Origin of the sequence: Janthinobacterium sp. 78 (assembly GCF_003096775.1) — a bacterium.
Taxonomy (GTDB): domain Bacteria; phylum Pseudomonadota; class Gammaproteobacteria; order Burkholderiales; family Burkholderiaceae_D; genus Janthinobacterium; species Janthinobacterium tructae.
In genome coordinates this window covers 4,260,855-4,281,615 of the sequence record NZ_QENT01000001.1, presented here as the reverse complement: position 1 = coordinate 4,281,615, position 20,761 = coordinate 4,260,855, and the positions used below count along the sequence as shown (strand labels likewise).

The following is a 20,761-nucleotide window of genomic DNA, read 5'->3' as shown; positions in this document are numbered from 1 at the left end:
TGGCGGCTCCCTAGTATTTCCAGCTCAGGGTGGCGCTGCCATTGCGGCCGGCCGCGTACAACGACTGGGTCCAGTACAGGCTGGTCAGGTGCTTCTTGTCCGTCACATTGTTCAGGTTCAGCGACAGGCTGACGTTGCGGCTGATGTTGTAGCTGGCCATCAGGCCCAGTTGCGCGTAGGCGCCCTGGTGCAGGGTCGTGCTGTCATCGACCTTGTTGTGGATGGCGTCCTGCCAAGTGAGGCTGGCGCCCACCTTGAGTGCCGGCACCGCCGGCACGTGATAGGTGGTGGCCAGGTGAAACTGCTTGCGCGGGATGAAGGTGCGCGCATCCTGGCCATCGTCTCCCTTGATGCGCAGCTGCGAATAACCGGCGTTCGCCTGCCAGCCTTTCGCCAGCTCGCCGGAGGCATCGAGCTCGAAACCCTGCGATTCCGAATCGACGCCTTTATAGAAGGTCTTGAAGTCGGGCGTGGTACCGGCCGCTTCGGCCACATTCTTCTGGCGCGTCTTGAACAGGGCGCCGGAGAGGTTCAGGCGGCCGTCGAACCATTCGCTTTTCAGGCCTGCTTCCAGGCTCTTGCCGGTGGCGGCGGCCAGGGTCTGGCCCCTGCTGTCGATGCTGCTTTGCGGGTTGAAGATTTCCGTGTAGCTGCCGTAAGCCGACACATGGCGGTCGATGTCATACACCAGGCCCACGTACGGCGTGGTGTCGCTTTGCGACTTGGCCTGACTGACGCCATACGCGCTGCCCGTGCTGTCGGCCTTGACGGTGTTCACGCCTGCCAGCAGCTTGGTATTGTCGGCCAGGTTGAAGCGGGCGGCCAGGTAGGCGTTCTTGCGTTCGTCCTTGTAGGTGCTGCCGTCGGTCGAGGCGTCGAACAGCGGTTCAGGGTAGGAGCCATCGAACGCCGTGCCATTCGGCAGGGCCGTGCCGATGCCGCGGCCATAGTAAGAGACGTCGTCGAGCGTGGACTTCGACCAGGCTAGTCCCATGCTGAGGTCATGCTGGCGCCCGGCCAGCGCGAATTTTCCCGTGGCGGCGACGTCGAGCAGGCGCTGCTTGTTGGTCGAACCATAGCGCGACGGATAGCTGAACAAGCCGTCGCCCGTGGCCTTGTCCGGCGTGCCGTAGACGTAGAACAGTTTTGAATCGGAGGTGGAGCGGTTGTAGGTGGCGGTGGCAGTCACGCGCCAGTCGGCATTGAACTGGTGCGCCAGTTCGGCGAAGGTGCTGTTGTTGAGGATGCTCCAGCGCGACCAGTCGGCCGAAGTCGAGGTGGAAATCGGATAGTCGGTTGGCGTGCCGTCCGTGTAGGCGATGGGCAGGGCGCCCCACATGCCGCCCCTGGCCAGGCTGTTCTGGTAACTGTGGCCCACGGCCAGGCTGGTATCCGGTGTCAGTTTCGCTTCGACGATGGCGTAGGCGACATCCTTGCGCGGCGAGTAGCGGTCCAGATGGGAGTCACCCTCCTCGTGGGCGACGACGACGCGCGCCGCCACTTTGCCATCGGCGCTGAGCGGCGTCGATACATCGGCATCGAGGCGGCGCGTGTTCCAGGAGCCGAGCGTGACGCCGGCGGCAGCGGCCAGGTCCGGGGTGGGGCGTTTGCGCACGAAATTGACGGTGGCCGACGGATTGCCGGTCGAGGAAATCAGGCCGTTCGCGCCGCGCACGATATCGACGCGCTCGAACAGCGCCGTATCGAGGTCGCCCATCACATTGCCGAAGACGAAAGGAATGCCCACGCCGTCGAACTGGAAATTGGTAATGTCATAGCCGCGCGCCGTGTAATAGGTGCGGTCCGTTTCCACCGCTTCCACCGTCACGCCCGTCGTTTGCGCCAGTACCTTGCTGGCGTTATCGAGCCTGAAATCGTCCATTTGCGCGCGCGTGACCACGGAAACCGCCTGCGGCGTCTCGCGCAGCGACAGGTCGAACTTGCTGGCCGAGGTGCTTTTGCGCGCCGTGTAGGCATTCGCGTCGCTGCTGCCCATCACGGTAATGGTTTGCATCACTGGCGCATCATCGCCAGCGTCATCGGCTGGTGCGCTATCGGCGCCATGCGCCATGCCGGCGCCGAGCGCCAGTGAAATGGCCAGGGCCAGCGGGCGCAATGACAGCGCAGTGAGGGTGGACGGTGCGGTGGATGGGGCGGTGCGACCTGGCATTGAAACGGCTCCTGACTCAAGGATGAGAATGAGAATAATTCTCAATTCTATTGGAGTGCATGCCAGGATGGGAGTTTTTTGTGACTGAAAAGCGTTGTTTTTTCACATCTTTACATGGTTTTACTTTGGATATTCCTGGTTGTCATCGTAATTGTCGGTCATGCACATGGCAGCTGGTGCGGGGGGGGGTAGTGCCTTGCGCGAAAAAAAAGACAGCCGAAGCTGTCTTTTTGCTGCAGGCGTCAGCGCTTACTTTGCCGGTGCGGCAGCAACTGCTGCGTCTGCTTTGGCGGCGTCCGCTTTCACTTTGGCTTTGCTGGCCTTGTGGTGGGCCTTGGCCTTGGTGGCTTTGGCATCGGCCTTGGCGCTGGCGACATCGGCTTTCGCATCGGCGACAACAACCGCTTCTTTCGCATCGGCTTTCACGACGGCCTTGGTTTCCTTGGCTTCAGCCTTGGCCACGGCTTTCGTGTGGGCCGCTTCCGCCTTGGCCGGAGCCGGGGCTGCCGGGGCGGCAGGGGTTTGGGCGAAGGCTGCGGTAGCGAACAGGCTGGCGACGAGGGTGGCGATAACTTTTTTCATTGTAGTTTCCTGGCAAGTGGCAAGTGATGGGGTGTCGAGGATTACTTGGCTGCTGCTGGTGCGGCTACCGGAGCTGCTTCGGCGGTGGCCGAAGCCAGTTTTGCATCGGCCTTGGCCTTGGTGTGCTTGGCTTTGTGATGCGCCTTGGCTTTAGTGGCCGTTGCTTCCGTTTTGGCGCTGGCTACTTCCGTCTTGGCGGCGACGACGGCTTTCGCTTCTTTGGCATCGGCTTTCACGACGGCTTGCGCTTCCTTGGCGTCGGCTTTCACGACAGCCTTGGTGTGGGCCGCTTCCACTTTGGCAGGCGCTGCTGGCGCTGCAGGGGACTGGGCAAAGGCAGCGGTAGCGAACAGGCCGGCGATCAGGGTAACAATTGCTTTTTTCATGGTGCAGTCCTCAGTGGTGGTTTGTCTGGTATGTCTGTTGGTGGCGGGATGATTCCCGTGTCACTGAGCATAAAACGCGCCCCGGAAGCTTACCGTTGACCTTGTTTACACTTTCTTACAATCAGGTGTTTTAAAAGACGTTGCTGCATGATGCGGTGTTGAAAATGAAAAAAGACAGCCGAAGCTGTCTTTTTATGTGACGCAAAAGCGCGCGGAACTGATTATTTAGCTGCTGCTGCGGTCGCTTCAGTTTTGGCTTCGTCAGCCTTGGCCTTGGCTTTTTTCGCTTTGTGATGGGCTTTGGCCTTGGTGGCTTTGGCGTCAGCCTTGGCGCTGGCGACATCGGCTTTCGCATCGGCTGCGACGACGGCTTCTTTCGCATCGGCTTTCACGACGGCCTTGGTTTCTTTCGCTTCTGCTTTGGCCACTTCCTTGGTGTGCTTGGCTTCGGCCTTGGGCGGAGCTGCTGGTGCTGGCGTTTGAGCAAAGGCTGCGGTAGCGAACAAGCCGGCGATCAGAGTAGCAGTCAGATTGACAATGCGTTTTTTCATGATGCAGTTCCTCGAGAAGTGGGTGGTAGTTCAGGAGATGCATTTCCCCTGTCACTGAGGCAAAAACGCGCCGTGCGGCAATTGCGTTGACACGCCATTACAAATGCTTACACTTGCCATGTGACCGCCTTGCCGCATGGCCTGTGCGAAGATAAAAAACCGGCCGCCATCGTGCGCGAGCGGGCACAGCGGATCGACAGGGAGAAGACGATGCAGAAGCAAGCCACGCCGGACAGCGTCTTGCCGGCCAGTTTCAAGGTCAGCCATGCGGACCGGGTGATCGACAAGGACAGCGGTGCGCGCAAGATCGATCTGGTGCGCTATTACGCGCTGGTGGGCAAGCTGATGCTCGTGCATTTGCGGGGCCGGCCCGTGTCGCTGGTGCGCGCGCCGGCCGGCGTGGGCGGCGAGCTGTTTTTCCAGAGGCATGCCGATACGTCGGCCATGCCGGGTGTCAAACAGCTCGATGCGCGGCTCGATCCCGAGCATGCCGCCATGCTGGAAGTGGCCAGCGTACAGGGCTTGTTGTCGGCGGCGCAGTGGAATGTGGTGGAGTTTCACACGCAAAACGCGCTGGCCAGCGCCTACGACACGCCGAATCGCCTGGTGTTTGACCTGGACCCGGGCAAGGGCGTGGCCTGGCCCGCGATCCGCGAAGCGGCCGTGCTGCTGCGCGCCTTCCTGACGGAGCTGGGGCTGCCCGCCTGGCTGAAAACCAGCGGCGGCAAGGGCTTGCACGTGGTCGTGCCGATCCGCCCGAAATACGACTGGGACACGGTCAAGGCGTTTTCGCAAGCCATCGTGGCGCACATGGCGCAGCAGATACCGGCGCGTTTTGTCGTCAAGAGCGGTCCCGCCAACCGCGTCGGCAAGATCTTCATCGATTATTTGCGCAACGGACGGGGCGCCACCACCGTGTGCGCGTGGTCGGCCCGCACGCGCTCCGGGCTGGGCATTTCCGTGCCGCTGGCCTGGGAGGAGCTCGACCAGCTGAAGGCGGGCGATCAATGGACGGTGAGCAACGTCCACAGCCGCCTCGACGTGGGCAATGCGCCCTGGGCTGGCTATGCGCGCAGCGCCAGGGGCATCGATGGGGCCATGCAGAAACTGGGTTTTACTGCGCCGGCCTGAGCGGCAGGCTGGCGCGCGCCAGTTGCAGGGCTTCGTCGATGGCAGCGTTGAGCTGGGGAATCTCGACGGGTTTGGTCAGGTAGCGGAAAAAGCCCGCAGCCAGGCCGTGGTGGATGTCGCCCTTCATGGCATTGGCCGTCAGCGCGATGACGGGGATGTGCGCCGTGCGCGGATCGTTGCGCAGGATGCGCTGCGCCTGGTTGCCATTCATGCCGGGCAGGTTGATATCCATCAAGATCACATCGGGGCGGCGCTCCAGCGCCAGCGCAATGCCATGGCGCGCGTCGGTGGCCGAGATCATGCGCAGATGGGGCAGGAAGCTGATGATGTCTTCCACCAGCCGCAGGCTGGCCGGATTGTCTTCCACGTACAGTAGCAGGGCCTGGCCGCCGGCATCGTCGGCGGCGTCGCCAGCAGGTTCGGCCAGCCCCGCCGTGTCCAGCGGCATCCTGGCGGGCGGCGCGGCCATGGTGTCGAGTTCGATCCAGAAGACGCTGCCCACGCCGACGCAGCTGTGCACGCCCATGGCCCCGCCCATCAGCTCGATCAGGCGCTTGGTGACGACCAGGCCGATGCCCGTGCCTTCCTCACTGCCCGCCTCCTGGCCCAGCCGGTTAAACGGCTGGAACAGTTCGGCCATCTGCGCGTCGTCCAGGCCCTTGCCCGTGTCGCGGATGGCGATGCGCACGCGCTGCAGCCCGGGCTGCGAGATTTCCAGCTCCACCTTGCCGGCCGGGCGGTTGTACTTGATGGCGTTCGATAGCAGGTTCAGCAGCACTTGCTTGAGGCGCGTATGGTCGGCCTTGACGGTCAGCGGCTCGCAGACCGAAAAGACCATTTCGAGCTGGCGCTGCTGCGCCTGTTCTTCCACCATCACGCGCACTTCCTCGATCAGCGCGGGCAGCGCGACCGCCTCGATTGACAGGCTCAGGCTGCCTGACTCGATCTTCGCCAGGTCGAGGATTTCATTGATCAAGGTGAGCAGGTGGCGGCCCGAGGTGACGATGTTTTGCACGAATGCGCGCTTTTGCAGCACGGTCGCAGGCAGCGACTCGTTTGCCAGCAGCTGGGCAAAGCCGAGGATGGCATTGAGCGGCGTGCGCAATTCGTGCGACATGCTGGTGAGAAAGCGGTCCTTTGCCTGGCTGGCCCGCTGCAGTTCGATTTTCTGTTCATTGAGCGTGTGTTCGATGCGCTTGCGCTCGGTGATGTCGCGGATGGCTGACGACACCAGCACGCCTTCGTCCGTTTCCAGCGGCGACAGGCTGATTTCGACGGGAAACTCTGTGCCGTCGCGGCGCAAGCCATACAGTTCCAGGCCCGCGCCCATGGAGCGGGCGCGCGGCGCCGTGGAAAAGGCTTGCCGGTGTTGCGGATGATCATGCGCGTAGCGGGCCGGGATCAGCACTTCCACATTGCGTCCCAGCAGTTCCGCGCGCGAATAGCCGAACAGGCGTTCCGTTTGCGAGTTGACGAGCACGATCTCGCCATCGCCATTGACGATGACGATGGCGTCCGGCGCCGATTCGAGCAAGCCGCGAAACTTCTGCTCGGCCCGGCGCCGGTCGCTGACGTCGCGGATGGCGCTGATGACGAAGGTACCGATCTCCGTCTGGATGGGTGAGAGACTGATTTCGACGGGGAACTCGACGTTGTCCTTGCGTAAGCCCAGCAATTCCAGGTCGGCGCCCATGGTGCGCGTACGGGGCTGGTCGAAATAGCGCGCGCGGTGTCCCACGTGCGCGTGGCGCAGGCGTTGCGGTAACAGGGTATCGATTTGCCTGCCACTCAATTCGCCTTCCGCATAGCCGAACAGGCGCTGCGCCTGCTGGTTGGCCAGCACGATGGCGCCGGTGGCATTGACCATGATGACGCTGTCCGGCGTCGATTCGAACAGCACCCGGTAGCGCACGTCGACAAACTGGGCGTCGCGCGCCGCCTTCAGCACGGTCGTGTCCTTCATGGTGGAAATCAGGTAGCAGGGGGCATCCGGCGTGGCGCGTGCGGCCTGGCAGGCCACATCGACGTAGATGAGTTCGCCATCCTTGCGCCGCCGCAGCGATTCGCGGTCATAGCTGCCCTGCAGCGCCAGCTTCTCGTCGATCAGCGGGGCAGCTTCGGCCTGTCCCGGCAGCGAGATCAGTTCCCACAGCGTGCGGCCCAGCGCCTCATCGCTGGCATAGCCGAAGATGCGCTGCGCGCCGATCGTCCAGCGCACGACGACATGCTCTTCATTCGTGATGACAACGCCACCAGGGGCGCCACTGAGGATAAGCTGATCTAACTCGGCATCCATTGTTTTCCCGCACGCATGACAGGGCTTGCCGGACGGCAGGCTGTGTGCATACGCTAGCGAGAAGCTTGATCAAAGTCAACGAATTTATGATTGAAGAGCATCCCGGGCGGGGTGATGGTCCTGGTCTGTTTCGCCTTGACTTTTTTTTGACCAGCACCAGCACGTCTTCGCGATAGCTGTCGTGGTATTGCCCGGGTTCCCATGTTTCGCTCATGCCCTGCTCATGCCCGTCGCGAGAGCACGATGGCGTCGCTGACGCGGACGGGCGCGCACAAATGCCGCTTGGTGCGCATGACTACGCTGGCGATACCCACCTTGTTGGCCTTTCCACCGTGCGCGTGCCAGCTTAGTCCCCCACCGTGCCGGTGACGGGCAGGACGATGCCCGTGATGTAGCTGGAACAGGCGGGCGAGGCCAGGAAGACGTAGGCGGGCGACAGTTCCTCGGGCTGGGCCGGGCGGCGCATGTCCGTGTCGGCACCGAATTTCGCGATGTCTTCGGGCGTCTTGTCGGCCGGGTTGAGCGGCGTCCAGACGGGCCCCGGTGCGATGGCGTTGACGCGGATGCCCTTGTCGAGCAGGTTGCCGGCCAGCGCCATGGTGAACGCATGGATGGCGCCCTTGGTGGTGGAATAATCGAGCAAGTGCCTGGAACCATGCAAACCCGTCACGGACCCCGTGTTGATGATGGCCGCGCCGCGCTGCAGATGGGGCAACACGGCCTTGGCCATGTGAAAGTAACCGTAGACATTGGTTTTCATGCTGAGGTCGAAGCGCTCCTCGCTCAGGTCCAGCAAGGACTCCGCGTGTTCCTGGAAGGCGGCGTTGTTGACCAGTATGTCGATGTGCGTGAACCGTTCCAGTACCTGGTTGACGGCTTGCTGGCAAAAGCCCTGCTCGCGCACGTCGCCGGGTATCAACAGGCAGCTCTGGCCTTCCGCTTCCACATAGCGCTTCGTTTCATTGGCGTCCGCATGTTCGTTCAGGTAAATGATGACGACATCGGCCCCTTCGCGCGCATACAGCACGGCCACCGCGCGGCCGATGCCCGAATCGCCGCCCGTGATGATGGCCACCATGCCGGCCAGCTTGCCGCTGCCGCAGTAGTCGGGCGCCAGGAAGCGCGGTTTCAATGATATCTGCGCTTCGCTGCCGGGCTTGGCCAGGTGCTGGGCGGGCAGGGGAGGAGCAGGCTGGTTGCGGCTGCCCGTTTGCACGGGAGGCTTGCTGTCCCGCTTGCTTTTTGCTGCGGCGTCGCGGCCATCCTGCTCCTGCTGGATGGCGCGCTGCAAGCTACCGGCGGACTGGTCCTTGTTCTCGTTCATGCTGGCCTCCGTGTAAACGAAACTCCAGTATCGGCGCGGCACCCGCATCGAACGGTGCGCTTGCTAACAGAGTGGCGCAAACGGGTGTAAAATTAGATGATGATTAACATCATAGTGAGGGCAGCATGAAAGTGAGCAGGGAACAGGCAGCGCTGAACCGCGAGCGCATCGTGGACGTGGCGGCCAGATTGTTCCGCGAGAAGGGTTACGACGGCATCGGCGTGGCCGACCTGATGAAGAATGCGGGCCTCACGCATGGCGGCTTCTATGGCCATTTCGCGTCCAAGGAAGACTTGATGATCGAAGCGTGCCAGCATGCCTTGAACAAGTCGCTGGAAGGCTGGCGGGCGAAGGTCGCCAGCGACCCGCAGCGGGCGCTGCCGGCCATTATCGAGAACTATCTGACCACCAGGCACCGCGACCAGCCCGGCGGCGGCTGTCCGGCGGCGGCCATGGGCGTCGATGCGGCGCGCATGTCGCCTGGCGCGCGTCCCGCGTTTACGCAAGCCACGCAGCAGCAGTTCGCCTTGCTGCAGGGGTTGTTGCCCGACGGCGCACCGGAAGAGCAGCGCCAGCAGGCGATCGCCACGTTTGCGGCCATGGTGGGCGCCATGGTGCTGGCCCGTTCCGTCGATGACGAGGCCCTGTCGGCGGAAATCCTCGAGGCCGTGAAGGCGCAATTGCTGCCAGACTGAACATATCCCCCTGTCAGCCGGCCGCGTCGCATGATAGGCTTCGGTTTTCAGATTTCGGGATCATACATGCTGCTCTGGCTCAGGCAATACCGGCGTCCTCTGTTGGCCGGAGACATCACCGCCGGTATAGTCGTCGCCATGATGATGGTGCCGCAGGGCATGGCCTACGCGCTGGTGGCCGGCTTGCCGCCCGTGGTGGGCATTTATGCCAGCATCTTGCCGCCCGTGCTGTACGCCTTGTTCGGCAGCAGCATGACGCAATCGGTGGGCCCCATGGCCATCGTCTCGCTGATGACGGCCGCCGCCCTGGCGCCGCTGGCCGACCCCGGCTCCTCCTTGTATATCGTCCTGGCGGCCCAGCTGGCCTTCATCAGCGGCCTGGTCCTGCTGCTGTGCGGCGTGCTGCGCCTGGGCTTCATGGCCAGCTTTTTGTCGCGTCCCGTGATCAGCGGCTTCAGCAATGGCGCCGCGATCCTGATCATCTGGGGGCAGATCACGCCTTTGTTGGGCGCCAGCCTTCCCCACTGGCACACGCCCAGCCTCGTGCTTGGGTTGTCCGGCCTGCTGTTCCTGTGGCTGGCCAAGCGCTACGCGTCGCGCCTGCTGCAGCGCTGCGGCTTGAACAAGGTGGCGGCCGACGTGGGCGCGCGCCTGGCGCCGATGGCGCTGGTGCTGGCCGGCATCGCGCTGGTCGCCTACGGCGGCCTGGAAGCGATGGGCGTGCAGACGACGGGCCACGTGCCCAGCGGCTTGCCGGGCCTGAACCTGGCCACCTCCGGCGCCCATTGGCGCACCTTGCTGTCGCCGGCGCTCTTGATCGCCTTCATCATCTTTTTGATGAGCATGTCCGCCGCCCAGACCCTGGCGCAAAAGCGCGGTGAAAAATTGCATACGAACCGCGAACTGCTGGGCCTGGGCGCGGCCAACGTGGCCAGCGCGCTGTCGGGCGGCTTTCCCGTCACCGGTTCCATCTCGCGCTCGGCCGTCAATTTCCAGGCGGGCGCCAACACGCCGCTGGCCAGCATCATCACGGCGGGCTTGCTGGCGTTGGCGCTGGTGGCGCCGACGGGCTGGCTGGCCCTGCTGCCGCTGCCGGTCCTGGCCGCCACCATCATCTTTGCCGTCAGCAGCCTGCTGGACTGGGATACCTTGAAACTGTCGTGGCGCTACGACCGCAGCGATGCGCTGGCCCTGCTGGCGACCACGGCCGGCGTGCTGGTGCTGGGCGTGGAAGCGGGTGTGGTGATCGGCGTGCTGCTGTCGATGGGCACCCTGATCTGGCGCGCCAGCCGCCCGCACATCGCCGTGTTGGGGCGCATCCCGAATAGCGAACACTTCCGTAACGTGGAGCGTTACGAGGCGCAAACCCTGCCCGACGTCTTGCTGTTGCGCATCGATGCGGGCCTGTTCTTCGGCAATGTGGAGGCCGTCACCGAGCGCGTGGAAGACGAATTGCGCGGACACCCGACGGCGCGCCACCTGGTGCTGGTGCTGTCGGCCGTTAACCAGATCGACAGCACGGCCTTGCTGGGCTTGATCGAACTCAACAGCGCGTTGATCAAGCGCGGCATCAGCCTGAACCTGGCCGAAGTGAAGGGCCCCGTGATGGACCGCTTGCGCCAGAGCAGTTTATTGAAAGACCTGAGCGGCAAGCTGTACCTGAGCACGGCGCTGGCGACGGCCGACTTAAGTGGAGAAAATGCGTGAACATGGAACTGAATCTGCATGGCGAGGCGAGCGCTGTTGACAGCATCGCTGCGCTGGAACAGGCGCTGACCGACGCGCGTGCGCTGGCGCAGTGCGAGCTGTGGCTGACCCTGGCGACGGATGCGGAGCAGGGGCCGGCCCTGTGCATGCTGCGCAATGGCGGCAATGCCTGGCTGATGTATCTGTCAGGGCAGGACGACCTGAGTTTTCACTCGCTGGGCGACGAGGAGGCAGACGGCGTTTGCAGCTACCTGTTGTCGAATGGCCAGGTAGATGAGTATCCGGAGGCCTGGTGCGTGGAGGTGGAACATTGCCAGCGTGCCTTTGTTGCGTTTTTCAAAACAGGCGGCGCGCAGCCGGCCGGCATCGCGTGGGAAGCGGATTGAGATGCTGCAAACCACGCAAACCACGCAAACCATCCTCGCCGACATCGACAGGGACTTGCTGGCCGCGCTGGACGCCCTCGATATGGTGACGGGCTGGTGCACGCCGCAGCTGCGGGTTTGGGACGAACAAGTCATATGAATCATCAAGACGAACGCCTGGACGCCTGGTACGACGGCTCGGCCATCTGCCTGATCGCCATGGGTGAGCACGGCGACCCGCTGGACCTGGCCGACGACGAAGTGCGCGCGCTGATCGCGAAACTGCAGCAATGCCTGGCCGAGTCCGAAGCTGCGGCGACAGACGATTGACGGCTCAGGCGGCCGCCAGCACCTTTTTCATCGCCACGCTGGCCAGGCTGATGCCGCTGGGATGCGCATACGCTTCCTCGCGCAAGGCAACAAAACCGGCGGCGCGGTAAAACGGCACGGCATTGAGGGACGCGGACAAATGCAGGCGGACTATGCCGCGCTGGCGCGCCAGCTGCTCCAGCGCCGCCAGCAGGCGCTTGCCGATGCCCAGGCCCGCAAGAGCCGGATCGACGAATACAGCATCGACTTCCTGCTTGTCCGCGTCCAGCATGGCGTAGCCGGCAATGATATCTCCCTGCAGCGCCACGATGCCGCCACCGGCAACCAGCATGGCGGCATACGCGTCCGGCACGGGAGAGGCCGTCCACACGGCGATCTGTTCCGGTGCATAGTGCGTGGCACAACCGACGCGCACGGCCACCGTGCGCAGGGCCCACAGGGCGTCGATGTCAAAGGGCAGGGCGGGGCGCAGGGTGATGGGCATGGACGCTTTCGGAAAAAACTCATGCTAGCGCAATGGCTGGCATGGCGCCAGCATGAGCTTATCCAGCCGTCACTGCGCCGGCTTGTCCGGATCGAAGTAATACGAACCCTGCGGCGCACCCGGCACTTTCACCCGGAACTTCAAGCCGGACAGCAGCTTGTCCCACAAGGCAATGGCCTCTTCGTCCGTCAGCGACGCGGCTTCGGCGGCACCGACCATGTTGTGGGCGACTTTGGTGTACATGGATGCTTCCAATACCGCTGGATAGGCGATATCGCGCGGCGTACCCACCAGCGTCCATTCGAAATCGTGCACGCCATCGGTACGCCGTATCAACGATTCCTCGCCATGCCAGTGCTGCACGTCACGCTTGCCCTCGCGTAGCAGAGTACGAGGAGGGTAGTTCTTGCCTTGCTGGTCTTTTGCTTCCTGGATGCGAGCAAGTAATGATAATTTCCCACGTACTTTTGCATCGTATTCAGCAGGAGGATAGTCACCGTATGCATTTTTATTCGCAGTGATGGAAAAAGTCACGTCTGGAAAGCTGGGGAAATACAAGCCTGCATCCGCCATTTCCTGACTATCATATTTGTTGTCGCTCATGAAACCATTTTTGACGCAATAACCAGGTTCCTTGGGAACTTCATTTTCATCGCGCAGACGTAAATTATTAGCGCGGACCATTTGATTTCGTTTTGAGTCTGCTATTGTTTCCCCTTTTCTTGTTGACCCATCAAGAATAAATATATAGTTTCCTTTTATGATGTATGTCTTGAATATTAAACGGTCATCTTCCTTGGAAAATTTCCCATCATAATATTGAAGTTGCCAGCTATTTTCTACTGGACCTTTTTCATTGTATATAATTTCAGAGTTTGGGTCATTTTTTCTTATTTTTTCAATTTCTTCTTCAATGCGTTCGTTTTTTTCTGTTATTCCGCCTGGTATGCTCTTGATTTCCGAAAGAATTGTTGTTCCTCCTGATATGAGTTGTGCTTCTTGCGGAACCTCCAGGGCATAGCGCCCGAAGCATACAATTTTTGTTTTTAAAAAGAGAACTTCCAGACGTTTGCTAAGTTTGACATTTCCAAGCATTATGGTCTCCTTGTCTGCATTTTTTTTCGCGTGGGCGGATAGGAAAGCCATCGCAATAACTGTGATCGTGAGGAAAATTATTTTCTTTATCTTATTATTCATGGCTTAATCCCATTTTGCCGTCTTGGCAATTTGTACGATGGAATACAGCATGGATGCCATTACATTTGTATCGGCATAGCTGTTCTGGTGGTCATAACCGTTCGCTTCCGCCATGCCATGTATGAACAGTGTGCCTGTGATGTGCCGTGCAGAACGGTCTGACGGTACCGTCCCATCACCGCGTGCACTGGCTGACTGTAGCTTTAATTTTAAGTTTTTCCCTCCGGCTTGAACGAGGAGTTGTCCCTTGCTATCATCTTCAAGTAATTTCCATTTTTCAGGTAGCGGCTCAAATTTATTCCATGGATCGTTAGATCCACTGTGAAGACCGTCAATTAATTTAAATACGACGTCGCCGTAACTTAAAAAATTTCGGGAAGCGCAATAGCTTGCATAAGTGTTTGGGTGGAAAATTTTCTCTATGGACGATAGAAATTTTGAGGCGTATGTTATTCTCTCCATTGTTCTTTCTATACCCCCACCTTTTTCATAAGGGAGGTCTGCGGGGTTTACCCATTTCGGATTGATTAGCCTCCACCACGCATTGGCTGGTTGAAGGTAAATGCTTTCCAGTGCGGTGGCCTTATCGCGAGGCCAGCTCCATAAAACTTTATCCTGTGCATCTACAATTTTCAGCCAATTCTGGCCATATGCCGCACCTGGCAACATTTCCAGTGGCGCTGGTGCGTTTGCCAGAATGGCGGTGGCATGTACGCCATTGATGCCTAGAATGCTGGCCTCTATTTCGGCAATGGAACCTTCTCTTTCCTGAAAGCCAAAACGCATGCGTTTATACGCCCCTGCGGCTCCAATGGTGGGCATGACGTTGTGATAAATGCCGAGGATTTTTACATCTTTATCGTCTAGCATCTTTCCATAGCTAGGGTGTATCAATGCACGGGCCAGCAAGCCCCCCATGCTATGCGTGACGATGATGACTTCGTTACATTTGAATCCGCGTTTTTTGTAGCCTTTGACAAGGCCGCGTAGTCGTTCTGCAATCGTGACGGCAGATTCACCATTGCTCTTGATAAAGTTGTAGCCCATCGCATGCACTGGATACCAACAGGGAGAAATTTTCTTTAAATCGCTGACGGTCATGGCTTTGCCAGATGACGCGCCAAAATTTGTTGGATCTTGCAAAAGCAGTGCGCCAAGGCCACTCGTTTGACGCCAGAGAGGATGTGGCTTACCGTCGGAAATCATATTATTGAGATGCAATTCGGCTGCCCGCAACATTGTTCCGTACGCACCAGCAAATAACACTTCACTCCATCCTCGCCAACGGGCTATTTGTGCTGGGCTTTGATACGAACAGGCTTTACCTTGATTCGGACGTGTTGTTGTCGCGATCCTGTTGGTTCCCATTAAAGGAGGAATGGGTGTAAAACTGTCTGGCACATTTTGATGCCGTGCATCTGCAGCCTTGGTTTCCGCGCCATCTGGGTCAAAACGACTGTTGCTTTCGGTGTAATGGTAGTACTCGACTTCGGTTTCAGCGGGATCAAACACCAGCTGACGCTGCCGTGGCGACGCATCTTTGAACCAGCCACCCAAGCCATTGTTTGTGAGGACAGCGGCCTTGCCTCCCGCCCCCATCATATCGTCTGGCCGCCAGGCCCGATTGTCTGGACGGCGCAATTCTTCCTGGCGAACCTTGCTCATCCGTAGATTGCTACCCATCACGCCTGGCAGGAAAATGACAGGAATGACCTTGCCTGGCGGTAGGGTGGCGTCATGTCGCGCGGTATCTTTTGTTTCCGTCATCGAAACGGCGAGTTCCGCCCAGCCTCCCACGCCTTGACCAAACTTCGCAGGATGATTGCCGCGGTTATTCAAGTCATCACATTTGCTCATGGCAGTTCTCCCTTATAGCGAATGATGTAACTATCCATGCCGGTGGATTTTTGTAGTTGCGTGGAACCGTCTTCCGCGCTTTTTCCGGCGATGTTGCCGTCATCACGCAGGAGTTCAAAAGCAACGCCAACGGCTGGCGTATCGTCGGCATTCACCAACAAGACCTCCTGATCAAAACTGCTGTGTGGCCTCTCATTAAATTCCTGCGACACGCTCTTCGGCGCCAGGGTTTCCAGGTTGCCGTTGAAGAGCACCGGGGATGAGGTGAAGAACTGCACCTTGTCGCTGATTTCCAGCATGTGGTTGGCGCCGTGCAGGCGTATGCCTTTCTTGCCCTTGATGTTGACCCAGTCCGCTTCGCTGATCAGCGACAAGACTTTCCGGGCGAGGATTTCCACCTCGTCGCTGTGCGCTTCGATGGACACCTTGCCGCTGGCGGCGATCAGTTTCATGCCGGCCTTGTGCACGAACAGGCTGAAGCTCCTGGCGATGCTGGCAAACATGCTGTCGCCGCTGGCGAGTGAAATATGCTTGCTGCTGCTGAGCGCCACATGCTCGCTGGCGGCCAGGTGGATGGATTGGGCCGTGCTCAGTTCGATGCCGGCCGGGCTGGCCAGCACCAGATGTGGTTCGGACAGTTCCGGGAAATCGCCGCCGGCACCCTTGATGGCGGCGTTTTGCCGCTGAATGGAATCGGCGACGGCGCCCTGTTGTGCGGCGCTGTCTTGCGCGCCCGCGTCGACAGCCATGCCAGCCAGTCCCTCTTGCAGTTGGCGCGCCTGCGCCAGGCGAGCTTGTGTTTCGTCGAGCTGTTTGACTGATCCCGTTCCTGTTGATGTTTCTGTGGAAATCAGCATGCCTTTGGCGGCACGCAGGGCGCCCCAGGCGTTGCTGGCCAATTCAAAGCCCACGCCGCGCGCCTCCTTGCGGCCGGCGTTGTCGTCGATGCGGGTGATGTTGCCCAACGAAAGCCGGCTATCCTGGTGTTCGCTGCGCAGCTGTGCCTGTATCGCCCCCTTGGTATCGTCGAGTACCAGGTGGTTGGCGCTGCGGGCGCCCAGTTCGCGGCTGCGCAAGCCGGACAGGGCGCGTTGCTGTGGCAATTGCCATGGCGGCGGATTGGCGCTGTTGTAGACCACGCCGATGACGATGGGATGGTCGATATTGCCGTCCTGGAATTGCACGACGACTTCCTGGCCTACACGGGGCAAGGCGATTTGCCCCATTTGCGGGCCCGCCATCGGCATCATGACTCGTATCCATGGCGAGCTGCGCTCATCGAATGTACCCAGGCGGTCCCAGTGAAATTGCAGGCGGATGCGTCCCAGGGCATCGGTGTGGATTTCCTCCCCGGCCGGCCCGACCACCAGCGCCGTCTGCACGCCGGCAACGATGCATGGCGTGCTGTTGTAGCCACGGCCCGGCCGCCAGCGGATGTCGCGGCGCACGCACATCATATTGTTGACATAGTGGGAGGGGGCGTTCGGGCCGACTTGATAATTATTGCTGGCGCTATGCAGCACTGACAGGATCAGGTATTCGCGTTCGGCGATGCTGTCAGGGCGCTCCTGGCCAGGCTGGTAGCGTTTTTCTTCGGCGCTGAAATGGCCATCGAGCCGGAAGCAAAGGCCGGGCTGTGCGCTACGGTGATTGCCGGCCGCCTCGAAATACTGGCGCAAATGGTCGCTTTCTTCCATGCGGCGTTGTGCCAGAGCTTCCCCATCATCGACATTCTTATAGCCGTAGGCGCCCGTGTTTTCGTACAGTTCGTGGGCAAATACATCACCCTGGCGGTTCAGGGAGTAGCCGCTGGCAAGGCGGGGCTGCGGATTTTTATAGTCGAAACTGGCCAAGGTCAGCTGTCCGGAGCCGATCCGGCGCACGGCTTGCCACTGTTGCAGGCCATCGTCTTCCATGGAACCCGACTCGGAGTGGAAACGCATGGCGCCGTCGCCCGATAGCGTGGCGATCATGTCCGACAGGGTGCTGTTGTCTGCGAGCCACAGCGTATGCCCATCGGCGCGGTGCTCGTACCAGTAATGCCAGCCCAGCGCTTCCCAGCGCCGGTGCAGGTGGTTGTAGTCGGTTTCATTGTGCTGGTTGGCGCAGGTGAGCTGTGGATCGTCGCCATGGATGCTGGTTTTCCAGTCGCGCTGCCCGTAGTGCGCAAACGTTGTTTCGGTCAGCTGCATCACGCTTTGGCCATGAAAGGAGACGTTGTCCTGGCGCAGCCGGGCAAAGGCCAGCCATGGTTGCAGCACCATGCGGTACCACGCAAAGCCACCATCGGCGCGCAGCAGGCAAAACTCGCCCACATAGCCGTTAAAGTAGCGCAGCGTGCCATCGTCGCGCAGCATGGAAATGCTCACCATGCGGCCCATCATGGCCTTGAGCGCAATATGCGCGTCATCGGACAGCAATTCGGCTTCGAAACGGAAGTCGCGCGATACCTCTTCCCTTGCAGTGAGCGAATTGACCAGCAGGATGGCGCCGGCTGGCCCATCTTCATGGGGGAACTCGATCTTCAGCAGGCGCCGCTCTTGCGCGGCGAGGTCGAAGGCCGATAGTGCCGCCTGGATGCTTGCATGCATGGCCTGCCTCCGTTATAGCGATGTGATCAGGTGGGCGCCGCAGGCGGTGGTATCGCCGTCATAGGCGTACGGCTTGCCCATGTGTTTTGCGCCGGCGCCGTCCGGCGTGATGGGAAAGCTGCCCTTGCACTTGGGGCAGAAGGTGGTGTCATCGGCCAGCGCCGCCGTCTTTCCCATCACGGTGGTGCCGGATGATGCGCTGGTGACCTTGCCGCCGTGATCGGTTGCGTCTCCGAGCCGGATGACGCCGCGTCCCGCATGTTGCATGCTTGCCTCGCTTTCCAGGGAAGAATTGCTCAAGCCAGTTGCAGCAGATAACGCACTTCGGCGCCGCCTGCCTTGCCTTGTGCGGTCTGCAAGAACGTCGTCCAGCCAAGGCGCCGTCTTTCTGACGGGTTGGCGCTCAGGAGCAGGGGGGTAATGCATGGCGGACTCAATATCAGCCGCACTTCATATTGCAAGTCCGGCACGCCAAACAGCGCCAGCATCTTTGCCAGTGCCGCCGCACCTGCGCTGCGCTGCAGGAAGCGTTGCAGGCCAGCGGCATCCAGCGGGCCGATATGCAGGCAGACGCGCATGTCGTGGCGCCACAGCCGCAGGCCCAGCGTTGCGCCGCGCGCCAGCGTAAAGTTGACGCTGCCTAGCAGGCTGCGCCGGTTTTTTTCCAGATAGTCCCAGCCACCGACAAATTGTTGCAAGGTGACGGCTACGCCGCAGTATTCGGCCAGCACGCGGCCAACCGCTTGCGCGGAGACGGGGCGGCAGCGCAGCAGACCCGCGTACCAGGCCGCGACGTCCTGCGTCACGGCATCCGGTTCGGCCCTCGACGGCAGCGCAGTGCGCCGCACGCCGCCCAGTGCCAGCAGCAAAGGCAATTGTGCATCGCTTGCCTGGGTCTGCAGCGTCGATTCCAGCCGATACTTTTCCCACGCCTGGTAATACAGCGCGACCATGCGGTGCGAAAAAATATCGAGAAAGGCCGAGACGCCGGCATCCTTGCTCGACAAGCGGTAGGCGGCGATGCGCTCCGAGTGATGCAAGGGCAAGGTGCCGCCGACGCCCAGAAAACGCATGAACGTCGGTATCAGGGCCAGTTGTTCATGCTCGTCGAGCGAGAGCTGTTCGATTTCACTGGCGGGAAAACTTAACGACAAGCTGTTTTTGAAGCGCAATACCTGGCTGAAGGCTTGCACATGGGACACGTTCTGGCTGCGTAGCCAGCACAGCAGAATACGCACCGCCTGGATGAACTGGTAGCGGTATGGCTCGACCAGCAAGTGGTGCATCACACCAGATTCTGCAGTCCGCTTCTTGGTTTGCATCGGATCAGCTCCTCTCCGCTTTGCAGTGACAGCACCACCAGTTCGATGAAACTGTTGATTTGCACATACAGCCCAAGGAAGTGATCGATCACTTGCACAAACAAGTGCATGCCGCTGCCGACGAACGCTTCCTCGTCCAGCGTGATGCGCACCTCCACGCCATGCGCCAGCGAGGTGCCGCGCTTGTGCCGCAGCCATGTCGTGGTCGGCGAGTGCGCCAGCGCGGCGATGCCGCCGATCTGGCGTTGCGAGCTTGCCGATTGGGACTGGTCGTACAGCGTCAGCATTTCGCGCAGCGCCGGCAGGCCCTCCTGGACCAGCGCGTGATGATTCAGCGCCAGGTGCGAAATGAGGCGCCAGTGCAGGCCCGCGCCCGGCGAAAAGCGTCGCGGCTGGCTGGGGCGTCGCAGCATGTGCAGCATGGGCCCGCCGCCGCACGGTTGCAAGTCTCCTTGCGGCTGGCCGTATTTGAGCGCAAGGGGAAGATCGCGGTTGCTGCACGTCAGCGACAGCGACAAGCTGGCCTTTTCATGGATCAAGGGATTGAAGCCGCTATCGACCAGCGTGATTCTCTTTTCGTGACCGGGGCTTTTGATGGCCAAAGCCGTATCGTGGCGCATGACCCAGTAATGGCCCTGTTGCGCCGCCCCCTCGCCATGGCGCAGGCTGTACAGCGGGCGAAATTCGGTCAGCGTGCTTTCGCCTCCCCGTTGACGCAACAAACGCACCGCATCGACGGAGACGACTTCATAGCCATGCGCGTGGGTAGCATGGGCCAGCACGGAATAGTCGGTTTTCTGCCGGGTGACGGAAATCGGCACGCCTTCCTGGCGAAAAAGATTGACCGCCGGACTGCAGCCCAGCCTCAAGTTGTCGCTGGAAATGCTGGACAACATGCGCGCCGTCGCGGAATCGGGCCGCAAACCGGCCATGCACAGATGCAGGGTAAAGCACCGGCAAGCAGGCGGCAGGGCCGCACTCAGCGCCGCCATATCGATGTCAAAGAAATTGAATTTTTCCGGATACGCAAAATACTCGCTCAGCACGCGGTAGGCGGGCTGCGAGCGCGCACCGAAAGGTAGCAAGCCATCCGTGTCGGCGAAGCCGACGGGCGTCACAGGCACGGCGGGCAAGGCCATCCATTGCAGCGCGTCGATCGATACAAAAGCGCAGACGGTATGCATGAACAAGGCATCGCGCAATGCGGCGGAAAAAGACGCTTCGCCATCGATGAAAACGCGCAGCGACGCGGGCGCCGCGTCGAGTTGCCGGATGCCGATGTTCAGCGAGGAAGTTGCCGATGCAGGCAGGCGTACGCCTGGCGGCGCCTTGATCATGGCATCGAAAGCTGCACTTTCCAGTGCCGTTGTTCCTGTCGTCATGTCGTAGACGGTCTTGAAACGGCAGCGCACGCCGCGCACGGGCGTTGCGTCCATTTCGCTGCCGGCCGGCAGGTGCAATATGCCCGCGCCGGCCGCCGGGGCGGGCTGGTGCACGATGCTGCACGATGGAAAGGGCCGCAGATAATGCGGGAACAGGGCTTCGAACAAGGCTTCGGTAAATTGCGGATAGTCGTCATCGAGCCGTTTTGAGAGGCGTGCCGCCAGCATGGCTACCGATTCGATCAAGTGTTCGACGTGCGGATCTTCGCAAGCTTCGCCGGACATGTGCAATTTGCCGGCGATTCTCGGATAGCGCTCGGCAAACTCACGGCTATGTCGCCGCAGCATCACCAGCTCGCGTTCGAAATACGGCAGCAAGTCCTCCATCTCT

At 60.7% G+C, this 20,761-nt stretch carries 19 protein-coding genes; 6 read left to right on the top strand and 13 right to left on the bottom strand.

Annotation, left to right across the window (positions count from 1 at the left end; translation table 11 throughout):
• Positions 1–10 precede the first annotated feature (10 nt).
• The 4 genes from C8C92_RS18750 to C8C92_RS18735 all read right to left on the bottom strand — a co-directional run bounded on the left by C8C92_RS18750 (position 11) and on the right by C8C92_RS18735 (position 3,689).
• Complete coding sequence (locus C8C92_RS18750) at positions 11–2,170, bottom strand: TonB-dependent siderophore receptor (RefSeq protein ID WP_116744921.1); 2,160 nt, start codon at positions 2,168–2,170, stop codon at positions 11–13.
• Between the two features lie 249 nt (positions 2,171–2,419).
• Entirely contained in the window at positions 2,420–2,752 is a 333-nt protein-coding gene (locus C8C92_RS18745) for a hypothetical protein (protein ID WP_116744920.1), read from the bottom strand.
• Between the two features lie 41 nt (positions 2,753–2,793).
• On the bottom strand, positions 2,794–3,138 hold the full coding sequence (locus C8C92_RS18740) for a hypothetical protein (RefSeq protein ID WP_116744919.1): 345 nt from the start codon (positions 3,136–3,138) through the stop codon (positions 2,794–2,796).
• A 221-nt stretch (positions 3,139–3,359) separates the two neighbouring features.
• Entirely contained in the window at positions 3,360–3,689 is a 330-nt protein-coding gene (locus C8C92_RS18735; RefSeq protein WP_116744918.1) for a hypothetical protein, read from the bottom strand.
• A gap of 120 nt (positions 3,690–3,809) precedes the next feature.
• On the opposite strand from C8C92_RS18735, the gene ligD reads away from it, so the two are divergent.
• Positions 3,810–4,820: a non-homologous end-joining DNA ligase gene (gene ligD, locus C8C92_RS18730; protein ID WP_347708475.1), complete on the top strand. Its 1,011-nt coding sequence runs from the start codon at positions 3,810–3,812 to the stop codon at positions 4,818–4,820.
• Here the strand turns inward: ligD and C8C92_RS18725 are convergent.
• Positions 4,804–7,116, bottom strand: a complete 2,313-nt coding sequence (locus C8C92_RS18725) for a PAS domain S-box protein (protein WP_165829494.1) — start codon at positions 7,114–7,116, stop codon at positions 4,804–4,806. The two genes, ligD and C8C92_RS18725, sit on opposite strands and share 17 nt — an antisense overlap.
• 346 nt (positions 7,117–7,462) lie before the next feature.
• The gene (locus C8C92_RS18720; protein ID WP_116744917.1) at positions 7,463–8,440 is read right to left on the bottom strand and encodes an SDR family oxidoreductase; all 978 of its coding nucleotides are present in this window, start codon (positions 8,438–8,440) and stop codon (positions 7,463–7,465) included.
• Positions 8,441–8,565: 125 nt separating this feature from the next.
• Here C8C92_RS18720 and C8C92_RS18715 point away from each other — a divergent pair, with 125 nt between their 5' ends.
• From C8C92_RS18715 to C8C92_RS27560, 5 genes are all read left to right on the top strand, one after another.
• Entirely contained in the window at positions 8,566–9,135 is a 570-nt protein-coding gene (locus C8C92_RS18715; RefSeq protein ID WP_116744916.1) for a TetR/AcrR family transcriptional regulator, read from the top strand.
• Positions 9,136–9,201: 66 nt separating this feature from the next.
• On the top strand, positions 9,202–10,842 hold the full coding sequence (sulP, locus tag C8C92_RS18710) for a sulfate permease (protein WP_116744915.1): 1,641 nt from the start codon (positions 9,202–9,204) through the stop codon (positions 10,840–10,842).
• Positions 10,843–10,844: 2 nt separating this feature from the next.
• Positions 10,845–11,228, top strand: a complete 384-nt coding sequence (locus C8C92_RS18705) for an Imm1 family immunity protein (protein ID WP_099763258.1) — start codon at positions 10,845–10,847, stop codon at positions 11,226–11,228.
• Position 11,229: 1 nt separating this feature from the next.
• Complete coding sequence (locus C8C92_RS27565; RefSeq protein ID WP_165829493.1) at positions 11,230–11,367, top strand: hypothetical protein; 138 nt, start codon at positions 11,230–11,232, stop codon at positions 11,365–11,367.
• Positions 11,364–11,537, top strand: a complete 174-nt coding sequence (locus C8C92_RS27560; protein WP_165829492.1) for a hypothetical protein — start codon at positions 11,364–11,366, stop codon at positions 11,535–11,537. The genes C8C92_RS27565 and C8C92_RS27560 overlap by 4 nt, the downstream gene beginning before the upstream one ends.
• A gap of 4 nt (positions 11,538–11,541) precedes the next feature.
• Here the strand turns inward: C8C92_RS27560 and C8C92_RS18700 are convergent, their stop codons facing one another.
• From C8C92_RS18700 to tssF, 7 genes are all read right to left on the bottom strand, one after another.
• The gene (locus C8C92_RS18700) at positions 11,542–12,021 is read right to left on the bottom strand and encodes a GNAT family N-acetyltransferase (RefSeq protein ID WP_116744914.1); all 480 of its coding nucleotides are present in this window, start codon (positions 12,019–12,021) and stop codon (positions 11,542–11,544) included.
• Between the two features lie 69 nt (positions 12,022–12,090).
• Positions 12,091–13,218, bottom strand: a complete 1,128-nt coding sequence (locus C8C92_RS27555) for a T6SS immunity protein Tli4 family protein (RefSeq protein WP_243420280.1) — start codon at positions 13,216–13,218, stop codon at positions 12,091–12,093.
• Between the two features lie 3 nt (positions 13,219–13,221).
• The gene (locus tag C8C92_RS18690; protein WP_116744913.1) at positions 13,222–15,075 is read right to left on the bottom strand and encodes a hypothetical protein; all 1,854 of its coding nucleotides are present in this window, start codon (positions 15,073–15,075) and stop codon (positions 13,222–13,224) included.
• A complete protein-coding gene (locus tag C8C92_RS18685) occupies positions 15,072–17,666 on the bottom strand; it encodes a type VI secretion system Vgr family protein (RefSeq protein WP_116744912.1) in 2,595 nt (864 codons plus the stop codon). Before C8C92_RS18685 ends, C8C92_RS18690 begins: the two co-directional genes overlap by 4 nt.
• Positions 17,667–17,678: 12 nt before the next feature.
• Entirely contained in the window at positions 17,679–17,933 is a 255-nt protein-coding gene (locus C8C92_RS18680; protein WP_116746026.1) for a PAAR domain-containing protein, read from the bottom strand.
• A 29-nt stretch (positions 17,934–17,962) separates the two neighbouring features.
• A complete protein-coding gene (gene tssG / locus C8C92_RS18675; RefSeq protein WP_243420420.1) occupies positions 17,963–18,952 on the bottom strand; it encodes a type VI secretion system baseplate subunit TssG in 990 nt (329 codons plus the stop codon).
• Positions 18,952–20,757: a type VI secretion system baseplate subunit TssF gene (gene tssF, locus C8C92_RS18670; protein ID WP_116744910.1), complete on the bottom strand. Its 1,806-nt coding sequence runs from the start codon at positions 20,755–20,757 to the stop codon at positions 18,952–18,954. The genes tssG and tssF overlap by 1 nt, the downstream gene beginning before the upstream one ends.
• Positions 20,758–20,761: the final 4 nt, after the last annotated feature.

What these genes read in the sequence shown, in the direction of transcription:
- C8C92_RS18705 (WP_099763258.1), top strand. Translation starts at nt 10,845, where the DNA reads ATGGAACTGAATCTGCATGGCGAGGCGAGCGCTGTTGACAGCATCGCT.
- C8C92_RS18680 (WP_116746026.1), bottom strand. Translation starts at nt 17,933, where the DNA reads ATGCAACATGCGGGACGCGGCGTCATCCGGCTCGGAGACGCAACCGAT.
- C8C92_RS18750 (WP_116744921.1), bottom strand. Translation starts at nt 2,170, where the DNA reads ATGCCAGGTCGCACCGCCCCATCCACCGCACCGTCCACCCTCACTGCG.
- C8C92_RS18725 (WP_165829494.1), bottom strand. Translation starts at nt 7,116, where the DNA reads ATGGATGCCGAGTTAGATCAGCTTATCCTCAGTGGCGCCCCTGGTGGC.
- tssG (WP_243420420.1), bottom strand. Translation starts at nt 18,952, where the DNA reads ATGCACCACTTGCTGGTCGAGCCATACCGCTACCAGTTCATCCAGGCG.
- C8C92_RS18690 (WP_116744913.1), bottom strand. Translation starts at nt 15,075, where the DNA reads ATGAGCAAATGTGATGACTTGAATAACCGCGGCAATCATCCTGCGAAG.
- C8C92_RS18745 (WP_116744920.1), bottom strand. Translation starts at nt 2,752, where the DNA reads ATGAAAAAAGTTATCGCCACCCTCGTCGCCAGCCTGTTCGCTACCGCA.
- C8C92_RS27560 (WP_165829492.1), top strand. Translation starts at nt 11,364, where the DNA reads ATGAATCATCAAGACGAACGCCTGGACGCCTGGTACGACGGCTCGGCC.
- C8C92_RS27565 (WP_165829493.1), top strand. Translation starts at nt 11,230, where the DNA reads ATGCTGCAAACCACGCAAACCACGCAAACCATCCTCGCCGACATCGAC.
- tssF (WP_116744910.1), bottom strand. Translation starts at nt 20,757, where the DNA reads ATGGAGGACTTGCTGCCGTATTTCGAACGCGAGCTGGTGATGCTGCGG.
- C8C92_RS18700 (WP_116744914.1), bottom strand. Translation starts at nt 12,021, where the DNA reads ATGCCCATCACCCTGCGCCCCGCCCTGCCCTTTGACATCGACGCCCTG.
- C8C92_RS18685 (WP_116744912.1), bottom strand. Translation starts at nt 17,666, where the DNA reads ATGCATGCAAGCATCCAGGCGGCACTATCGGCCTTCGACCTCGCCGCG.
- C8C92_RS18740 (WP_116744919.1), bottom strand. Translation starts at nt 3,138, where the DNA reads ATGAAAAAAGCAATTGTTACCCTGATCGCCGGCCTGTTCGCTACCGCT.
- C8C92_RS18720 (WP_116744917.1), bottom strand. Translation starts at nt 8,440, where the DNA reads ATGAACGAGAACAAGGACCAGTCCGCCGGTAGCTTGCAGCGCGCCATC.
- sulP (WP_116744915.1), top strand. Translation starts at nt 9,202, where the DNA reads ATGCTGCTCTGGCTCAGGCAATACCGGCGTCCTCTGTTGGCCGGAGAC.
- C8C92_RS27555 (WP_243420280.1), bottom strand. Translation starts at nt 13,218, where the DNA reads ATGAATAATAAGATAAAGAAAATAATTTTCCTCACGATCACAGTTATT.
- C8C92_RS18715 (WP_116744916.1), top strand. Translation starts at nt 8,566, where the DNA reads ATGAAAGTGAGCAGGGAACAGGCAGCGCTGAACCGCGAGCGCATCGTG.
- C8C92_RS18735 (WP_116744918.1), bottom strand. Translation starts at nt 3,689, where the DNA reads ATGAAAAAACGCATTGTCAATCTGACTGCTACTCTGATCGCCGGCTTG.